We start from the raw sequence: 8,539 nt of genomic DNA on the forward strand, positions 1-8,539 counted from the left end.
ATGTACCATGTATTAAATAAGTTGTTCGGATAAAAAGAAGGCTTGAGCCGTATGACGGGAAATCTGTCACGTACGGTTCTTAGGGGGGCGGGCGCTCGTGAGAGTGCCTGCCTACCCGACGTAACTATCTTTTCATGTAGTATTGAGCTCTTTATTAATAACGTTTAGATAATATAATCCAAGATGTCCACATTGTAATAACCATTAGTGAGATTAATACTGAAGCTATCTCAAGTGAAGTAAGAGCAATGATTCCAATCTTTATTAACGCTATAGCTATAAAAAGATAGATCATTAAAGCAAAAAATGAGTAATATAACCCTTTTTGTCTAATAAGATTCATTCTTTCATCTTTCTTTTGAAAGTGAGGAAATAAGTAACTTAAAGCAAAACACATATATGTAAATGCGCCCCATATCAACGCTTCAATATAAGATGCTGAGTTTGTAATTGCTGAAACTAATTTGAATCCAAAAATGAATGTAAACATAATACCGATGAGAAAATATCCTTTTTTTAAAGCCATGTTATATTACCTCCTAAAAGTTCTATCCTTCTTCAGTGTCCAGAATAAAGATTGCTTCTACTGGAGTTTTAAAGATTTTTCCTATTTGTAAAGCTAAAGGAAGTGAGGGGTTATATCTTCCTTTTTCAATTGATATGATGGTCTGTCTCGATACACCTAGCTTTTCGGCTAGTTTATCTTGAGAATAACCATATTCCTGTCTATGTTCTGCCAAATGGTTTTTCACTCACATAAATCCTCCTCTGTTTTATTATTTAACCTTATTCTATAGTAAAGCGACCTTTACGTAAAGTATACTTTACGTAAAGGTCGCTTTACTACCCATCTTCTATTTTGTGCCGATAATACGTTTTATGAAAACTAGAGGTATAAAAAAGTTTAAATAGAACTTAAAAACAAAACTAGATAGATGTCTTAACATTAACACCTCTCTTTTGTTAGTGTCCAATACAGAAATGGTTACAGTGTTAGCTGTTTACAATTGGAAAATAAAACATAATTTATTCTAATTACTAAAAATAACAATGTTATAATAAATTTGGTTTGAAAATAATTAACAACTAAGAGGTGATAAACATGATATTTCTTACTCTGTTTTTATTATTAATTATTGTAGGGTATCCATTATGGGACTATTTTTATTTAAACAAAATAAAAAGTAACCAACTAAACAAGTGGCGAATGTACGGAGAAACTGTTATTACCCAATGGATATTGGTCATCATATTTTTAGTCTATTGGTTTTTGACTAAACACACGTTTAACAACTTATTTTTTATTAAGAAACCTTTATTTTCTTTAAATAAAGATTTTTTACTGTCTGCGGGAGTGGGGGCAGGAATTAGTATTGCAATAATTATTTTTATGATTTCTTTTTCCAAGAAGGCTAGAGAGAAAATTTCCGAAGGATTAAGTGATGAGAGTATTCAATTCTTGTTGCCATCAAACTTCAAGGAAAGGCTGTTTTTCCTTTTGATAGCAGTTACAGCAGGAGTTTGCGAAGAGATTATTTTTCGTGGTGCAATGTTTCATTATTTCAACCACTTCCCTTTTCATTTATCTATGGTTGCTATTGGAATTATTTCAAGTCTGTTATTTGGAATTGTTCATCTGTACCAAGGCTGGAAAGGAGTACTACTCACTTCCTATTTAGGTGGTATTATGTTTTTTCTTTTTGTGGGGACAGGCTCTTTATGGGTTCCTATCACACTACATTTCATTATTGATTCAAAATTTGTCTTTTTGCCTAATAAAAAGAGCCCTTCAAGTATAATTGAAGAAAATTAAAATCACTATTATTGTCGAGAAATAATTGAATAAATTATAAATACCTCCTAAAAGGCAAATTACGTTAACTACAAATCAAACTCAACAAAATTCTAATTATAGTGAATTAAAGGGAAGGATATTAATTAGTATTACTTCAATGCAAATTAAAATAAATATTGAAATCTAGGGTTGGGATAACATGCTACTAAAAGAGAAAAAATTATACAAAATTGAATTTATAAAGTCTTGTCGGATATATGAGAGTAATTCACTAATGAGATTTAGAAACTCTAGTATGTTAGATATAAACAATTTAAAATCAGATCAATATGGAATTATTCCTAAAGGGGTTAAAGGATGGGTCTTAAAAAAGTGGGGTAAATTGTATTTTTCTCCTGATGAAGATCAGGAAGGGTTAGAATACTTTACTCCCTCTGAACAACTTCATATTCTCATTTCTTTAACAAAAATAGAGCACCATTATAAAAAGATAACATCTTAGAGTAAGTAATATTTTATATATGACAATAATCTTTTTTAGGATATAATTCAGAAAGAAAAGGCTGCCTAATTCTAAGCAGCCTTTTCTTTTCTTCTAGGAAGGATTTTATTTAAAATCACAGGGTTTTTTCCAAATGTATTTTTGATGACTCCTGTTTTAGAGGCAAAGAACACATATGAATATGCTCCAATCCCTCCACAAACTAAAATATTAAGAACTGCCTTTACTTTTAAATCTATAGCCATATGATTAACCCCAAAACTAATAACAGCTACTAATACAGCCATAATAATCGCATTTATAAAGATAAACGAAATCTTTTTTAGGACATGACAATAGCTGTAATCTAGATGTTTTTGTATTACAAATAAATTATAAAGAACAGATAGAGTATAACCAACGTATGTTGCAAAAACAGGTCCTAGGTCATCAAAAGGAGCTACAAATAAATAATTACAGATGACCTTACATAGTAGGCCGGCCATTAGTCCAATAATAGCACTCTTTTGCTTGTTAATACCTTGGAGCATTGCTGCTGTTACAGTAAACATAGCGAAAAATAAGGCAGCAGGTGCATACCACTTTAAAATTTTACTCCCCAGTTCATAAGCATTATTTAGGCCAAAGAAAGTGATATATGCTGAATGAGATAAAATGGACAGCCCCACTACAGCTGGTAATGTAATAAAAAAGAGCATTTGAAACGTTTGAGTAAGTTGTTGCTTTAATAGATCCAATTTGTTTGCTGTGTGCAATTTGGTAATGCTAGGGATTAAAGATAAACTCAGAGCTGTAGCTAATGATACTGGGATCATAACCAATGTTTGGGTTAGACCAAGTACAGAGTTTAACGTTTCAGCTTTCTGTAATGAATACCCAATTTCCATATACAATTTGTTAACCATGAACGTATCAACTAACTGATATACCGGTATAGCTAACCCTACTAGAACAAATGGAACAGCGTATGTAATGAGTTCCTTGTACATGCTAAGAAAGGAAATATTGCTACGTACAGATGAGGTCTTGTGTAAATTGTTAATATGTGAGCGATTCTTTTTCCAATAATAGTAGATAACAGCTAGTCCTGCAGTTGCTCCTGTGAAAGCACCAAATGTCGCAACACCCGAAGCTATAGATATACTGCTATGAAAAACGTGTACGACCAAAAATCCACCAATTAAAATCCATATAATACGAACAATTTGTTCAATAACTTGAGAGACGCCTGTTGGTTCCATAAAATTGTACCCTTGAAAAAAGCCTCGGCAGATACTTAATATAGGAACAATAATTAATGCAAAACTTACAGTACGCATAACCATAATGACATCTTTTATATTATTTCCAGATGTATCGCCTTTCCCTATCAAATAAGAAGCTAATAAAGGTGACATTGTATATAGTATTAAAAAAGCTACAATTCCAGTTGAAATCATAATAACTAAACTACTTTTTAATAGCCTTCTGCCAGTGTGATAATCTCCTAACTGATTATATTTAGAAATGAATTTGGAAACTGCTAAGGGAAGACCTGCCGTAGCAATACTTAGCATAATGGTATAAGGTCTATATGCATACATGTATAGAGCAAAGCCCTGCGTTCCAACTAATGAAGTAAATGGTATGACATAAATAAATCCTAAAAATTTAGAGATAAATGTAGCCATGGTTAAAATAAATGTGTTTCTCATTAAACTTGATGTCTTTTCTTGCATGTGTGATTCATTCCCATCTTTATAACTTAATACTAATTTATGGTAAACATTTCTTTAGCTACCGTCAAGAAACAGTTAGTACATGATAAATTTTTGTTTTTGATAAGGTTGATTATGGTAAAAATATTTCACCTAAACTATTACTTTAATGTTATTTTTAGTAATAGAGGTGAGTGAGATATGAATTTTAAAAAGAGCCAATCTTATATTGATTTGACGATAAGAAATTGGGATAACACAGAGTTTGGCAGTACTTTAAGGGAAATGTGTGAAGCAGCTAGAGAATATGAAAATGATCAAGTAGAAGTTCATCAAGTAGTAAATTTAGGGAAGAGTAAGGGAGAATGGAACTACCTAATTATCTTAAATATCAGTCAAGATTTAGATAATTTGGGGGCACTTGTAGAAAGCAATTATAAGTAAACCACCCCCTCTTTGTCCAAATAGGACAAAGAGGGGGTGGTTCCTGTAAGCTACATTATGTTGACTAGCATACATTATGTTTCAACTGTTAAATAAAAGATTAATTTCTATATATTGTGTTATAATTCTAAGCATGTATTAAAGTTATAGAGGAGTTTTCAATTGAAACGTAAAGAGATTTTTTCATGGGTTAAATCAATTATTATTGCTTGTATTTTAGCTTTTGTTGTAAGAGAGTACATACTTGCGCCTATAGTAGTGGACGGTGAGTCAATGATGCCAACTCTAAAAAACGATGAACATATTATTCTTAATGAAGTGGGTAAAAATAAGGCAAGTAATATAAAAAGATTTGATATTATTGTTTTCCATGCTACAAAGGAAAAAGATTATATTAAAAGGGTAATTGGTTTACCTGGTGATCATATAGAATATCGTAATGATACGCTATATGTAAACGGGAAAAAATATGAGGAACCTTATTTAAATCAATACAAAAAGGAAATGGTAACAGGTCTATTAACTCAGGATTTTAAACTCCAAGAGTCTACAGGCAGTAAAACAGTTCCAGAAGGCCAATTGTTTGTCATGGGAGATAATAGAAAGTATAGCTTAGATAGTAGGTCCCCTAAGGTCGGGACAATTTCAGTAGATAAAATTGTAGGAAAAGCTAAATTAGCTTATTGGCCTCTGAAAGAAGTTCAATGGATAAAGTAAACTCTTTAAAAGTTCCCTGATAAGTAGAAACTTTTTTGTTTGTTCTGGTAATACGTTTTATGCAAAGTGGAAACATATAAAAAAGGCTGCCCCTTATCAGTCAAAAGAGATAGCCTTTTTCTATACACTCCATGCAACATTGACTTGATGATTTAATACATGTTGAGTAGTTTGCTCACGTCAATATCTATTATTCGCTGTACCCGTTTAAATTAAATTGAAACATAAAAAACAGAAAAACTGCCGTTGGAGAGGAGGCAGTTTTTCCGTCTTTGGATGTTATACAGTTTTGGCCATAATCTAATTGATGCCCCAGGGCGTACAAAGCATCTTGAATAGTCTGCTCATGTTGGTCAGTATTATTCGTTTTATAAATAAAAATAGCAAACACTCCTGGTTCTTAATCAGGAGCGTTTGCTATATGAATGCCACTATTTCCAGGCGATGCTTGGAACATCTAAAATAGTTTGCTCAAAAGTTAAATTAACTATGCAACCTTGAAAAGTAATAGTCGGAAATATCATGTTGCATTTGAATACTAGTACTATACTCGTAAAACGAAAATGGAGGCTAGTAGGATGCTGGTAAAAAGATACTGAATGGATTTATGATGAAAGAAATCACCATTAAAGAATGAGCTAATCAGTATGATATAAGCACGTGTACGATTCAATTAAAGATTAAGAAATCAGGCTATAAAGTGCATCATGATAATTAAGATTATATATGAGATAAAAATTGGGCTCAAAACTTAGGTACATACAGAACATATTTGATACATTTAAGATTATTATGAAAAATATGGCGATGTCATGGCCGTAATACCAAAATAGGAGGATTTGAACAGTCATGAAGTACGATGAATACGAAATGCTTGAGTTATTTGAAGATGAACCTTTAGTCATGTTTGATCAACAGACTGGTATATTTACATACCAGAAGATAGATGATTATGGATTTACATTATCGCTTACTATTTCGGTACATGAAAGTCAGTGTAGTGTAAGCTTAAGTTATAAGTACTTTAAAGGGTTAATCTTTGACTTTGAATTAGAAGATATTAATCAAATTAAAGGGGAAAATAACCGGTTAACTATTTTGGGTAATGATGATAACAGAAAAGTAGAAATTAGTTTCAAACCACACTTCTCGTTAAAAACTGTAAGATTATAGTGTTCATTAAAACTTGGTTGCTAAGAAGTCATTTTATGTTAACTAAAAGTTGGGAGTAGTTAATAAAAAACAGCACTGTCCATTAAAAGTGGATAGTGCTGTTTTTTATTAGTTTATTAGATAGATCAATGTTGCTATTAGGTTAGGAATCGCAATTGAAATATACTTTTTAGAATCCTCTAAACGACTTTTATGTTTTTTTCTGTTGGAAACTGATAATTGCTTATTTCCTAAACTGTAAATTAAAAAATCTATAGAAAGTGCAATTGATACTAATCCTATAGCTCCACATAAATAATAAACAAAACTCCAGATTCCTGAAATATAAGAAATAGCTAGTACGACAAGTAGTACCATTATTCCTGTTATAAGTCCTTTTTTCACCATGCTAATCACTCTTTCAAAAGATCTTTATATACAATCAATGGTTCATTTAATCTCTCTGTCTATAGATTTCTAGAAAGCACATTATGGTAACCAAACTTTTTAAATTTACATAATAAATGTCATTACCAAATTAATGACTAAAACAGTTATTAAGAGGCCTAATATAGCTTTTTGAAGTGTGAAGTTTACTTTACTATTTTGAAAACCTTTAAATACTAGAATAAGAGTTATTAGATTCAAAAATAAAATTATGATTGCTGTAGAACTAGTTATAATATTCACTCCCATTTTTTTTGTCACCTTTATTTCCAACAATGCGCTTTATGTAAATTAGCTAATTTATACTTGATTTTTAATAATACGGATATTCCTTCTTGTTCATAATAACGGAATCCCAAAACCAGTATATGATGGCTGCACCGACTGCAAATACAAACATTTTACGATAATCCCCTACCGGATCAGACCAATTTCCTTGAAGCTTATAAGAGATATAAAGGAATAGGATTGCTACGACAGAATAGGTACATAAGTAGAGAATACTAAACTTCTTAGGCCATTTATTTAGAAATAGCTGCAGTGGTACGGCTGCAACAGAATAAGGAATGATTGTAATAAGTGAAATCATAAAAAATGCAATAACAGATCTATAAATAGGCTCAATGATGATAAGGAATATGGCATAAGAGGCGCTAGAGCTAATAACTGTTAACGCATGGTATGGCAAAAACTCTTTAAATGTCACTGACTGAACACACCCTTCTTGTCTATTCTATGGATGTATACCATACAAAGGTTAAAGCTAGTTAACTTTATTTTCATTGAGCTTTTTTGATAAATAAAAACAAACTAATCCAGCACCTACCACCTTACAAAAAGGAATAAATGCATAGGAAGGTGCGATTAAAACACTAACAAGCAAATAGGCACTTATAGCAAAGATAAGCCAACTGGTTATAAGTAAAAAGCTAGATAAAAAATCCTTCACAGACTTCATCCTTTAGAAAAGATTATATTTTTATCATAACAGATATATCTTCTGATAAGGATATTTTTTCCTGTGATTGGTTTTATATTAACTAAAAGTGAACATATATGTTCAGGTTTGGAGAACGTCATGTTCATTCTATTGAACATGACGTTTTTAATAAAGGTTGCATCAGCTATGCAACCTTTACATAGTAAATTTGCAATATCCTATTGCACGAGTAAAAGAAAAAGCAGGCTAAAGCCTGCTTCTATAGCCTTTAAGGCTAAATAATACAATTATCTTTGAACGTAGATTTATATACATCTATCTTCAAAAATAAATGTTGTGATTAAATATTTTATTAAAAAGTAACTTTGTTTAAGTTTTGTTGTTAGTTAAGTAAACTATAAATTATTTTATGTATTATTAATGTTTTACTATTTACACTTAGTGACGACAAATACGAAGTTTTTCTACAAGGTATGTAAATGATATAACTATTTTTAATAAAGTACGTTAACTATTACTCTTATTAATAACATTAAATTAAACTTACTTAAAAATTCATGTCCTTTTTAATCTCGTATCATTTTCTATAATATTATACAATTTATATATAGAAAGAATAATAGAAACGTTTTCTACAAGGTGAGTAATGGTTAACGCTATTTTTAATTAAATACGTTTAATATTACCCAAAGACTAAAGATAATTTAAACTGCGTACTATTGTAGACGTCAAGTCGAATTGGCTCTTTCTCACTTTTGGTGAAGGCAAACGTCGCCATATGTCAAAGATATGCATTGTTTTTTCAGAAAAACAACTCTACCTACAATAATGGTATGAGCACTCTT

Annotated in this window: 10 protein-coding genes; 5 read left to right on the plus strand and 5 right to left on the minus strand. The window is 31.0% G+C overall.

Going from position 1 to position 8,539, the window contains the following annotated elements:
• Positions 1–154: 154 nt before the first annotated feature.
• A complete protein-coding gene (locus ACNHOZ_RS28675; RefSeq protein ID WP_251440797.1) occupies positions 155–526 on the minus strand; it encodes a hypothetical protein in 372 nt (123 codons plus the stop codon).
• Between the two features lie 22 nt (positions 527–548).
• The gene (locus tag ACNHOZ_RS28680) at positions 549–752 is read right to left on the minus strand and encodes a helix-turn-helix transcriptional regulator (protein ID WP_447697453.1); all 204 of its coding nucleotides are present in this window, start codon (positions 750–752) and stop codon (positions 549–551) included.
• Between the two features lie 350 nt (positions 753–1,102).
• On the opposite strand from ACNHOZ_RS28680, the gene ACNHOZ_RS28685 reads away from it, so the two are divergent.
• Together ACNHOZ_RS28685 and ACNHOZ_RS28690 are read left to right on the plus strand one after the other, a co-directional pair.
• Positions 1,103–1,813 carry a CPBP family intramembrane glutamic endopeptidase gene (locus ACNHOZ_RS28685; protein WP_447697454.1) on the plus strand — a complete coding sequence of 237 codons (711 nt, stop codon included), beginning with the start codon at positions 1,103–1,105 and terminating at the stop codon, positions 1,811–1,813.
• 181 nt (positions 1,814–1,994) lie between these two features.
• Entirely contained in the window at positions 1,995–2,297 is a 303-nt protein-coding gene (locus ACNHOZ_RS28690; protein WP_447697455.1) for a hypothetical protein, read from the plus strand.
• Positions 2,298–2,368: 71 nt separating this feature from the next.
• On the opposite strand, the gene ACNHOZ_RS28695 is transcribed toward ACNHOZ_RS28690, so the two are convergent.
• Positions 2,369–4,015, minus strand: coding sequence for a putative polysaccharide biosynthesis protein (locus ACNHOZ_RS28695; protein WP_447697456.1), 1,647 nt, complete (start codon positions 4,013–4,015; stop codon positions 2,369–2,371).
• Between the two features lie 180 nt (positions 4,016–4,195).
• On the opposite strand from ACNHOZ_RS28695, the gene ACNHOZ_RS28700 reads away from it, so the two are divergent.
• From ACNHOZ_RS28700 to ACNHOZ_RS28710, 3 genes are all read left to right on the plus strand, one after another.
• Entirely contained in the window at positions 4,196–4,438 is a 243-nt protein-coding gene (locus ACNHOZ_RS28700) for a hypothetical protein (RefSeq protein ID WP_221817288.1), read from the plus strand.
• Positions 4,439–4,600: 162 nt separating this feature from the next.
• Entirely contained in the window at positions 4,601–5,155 is a 555-nt protein-coding gene (lepB, locus tag ACNHOZ_RS28705; RefSeq protein ID WP_447697457.1) for a signal peptidase I, read from the plus strand.
• A gap of 849 nt (positions 5,156–6,004) precedes the next feature.
• On the plus strand, positions 6,005–6,328 hold the full coding sequence (locus ACNHOZ_RS28710; RefSeq protein ID WP_447697458.1) for a hypothetical protein: 324 nt from the start codon (positions 6,005–6,007) through the stop codon (positions 6,326–6,328).
• A 108-nt stretch (positions 6,329–6,436) separates the two neighbouring features.
• On the opposite strand, the gene ACNHOZ_RS28715 is transcribed toward ACNHOZ_RS28710, so the two are convergent.
• Together ACNHOZ_RS28715 and ACNHOZ_RS28720 are read right to left on the minus strand one after the other, a co-directional pair.
• Positions 6,437–6,715: a hypothetical protein gene (locus ACNHOZ_RS28715; protein WP_447697459.1), complete on the minus strand. Its 279-nt coding sequence runs from the start codon at positions 6,713–6,715 to the stop codon at positions 6,437–6,439.
• Positions 6,716–7,067: 352 nt separating this feature from the next.
• Positions 7,068–7,460 (minus strand): UPF0715 family protein, encoded by a 393-nt coding sequence (locus ACNHOZ_RS28720; RefSeq protein ID WP_430053153.1) that lies wholly within the window; start codon positions 7,458–7,460, stop codon positions 7,068–7,070.
• Positions 7,461–8,539 lie beyond the last annotated feature (1,079 nt).

It is taken from the genome of Priestia sp. D51, assembly GCF_053345675.1.

What these genes read in the sequence shown, in the direction of transcription:
- ACNHOZ_RS28700 (WP_221817288.1), top strand. Translation starts at nt 4,196, where the DNA reads ATGAATTTTAAAAAGAGCCAATCTTATATTGATTTGACGATAAGAAAT.
- ACNHOZ_RS28710 (WP_447697458.1), top strand. Translation starts at nt 6,005, where the DNA reads ATGAAGTACGATGAATACGAAATGCTTGAGTTATTTGAAGATGAACCT.
- ACNHOZ_RS28675 (WP_251440797.1), bottom strand. Translation starts at nt 526, where the DNA reads ATGGCTTTAAAAAAAGGATATTTTCTCATCGGTATTATGTTTACATTC.
- ACNHOZ_RS28715 (WP_447697459.1), bottom strand. Translation starts at nt 6,715, where the DNA reads ATGGTGAAAAAAGGACTTATAACAGGAATAATGGTACTACTTGTCGTA.
- ACNHOZ_RS28685 (WP_447697454.1), top strand. Translation starts at nt 1,103, where the DNA reads ATGATATTTCTTACTCTGTTTTTATTATTAATTATTGTAGGGTATCCA.
- ACNHOZ_RS28695 (WP_447697456.1), bottom strand. Translation starts at nt 4,015, where the DNA reads ATGCAAGAAAAGACATCAAGTTTAATGAGAAACACATTTATTTTAACC.
- ACNHOZ_RS28690 (WP_447697455.1), top strand. Translation starts at nt 1,995, where the DNA reads ATGCTACTAAAAGAGAAAAAATTATACAAAATTGAATTTATAAAGTCT.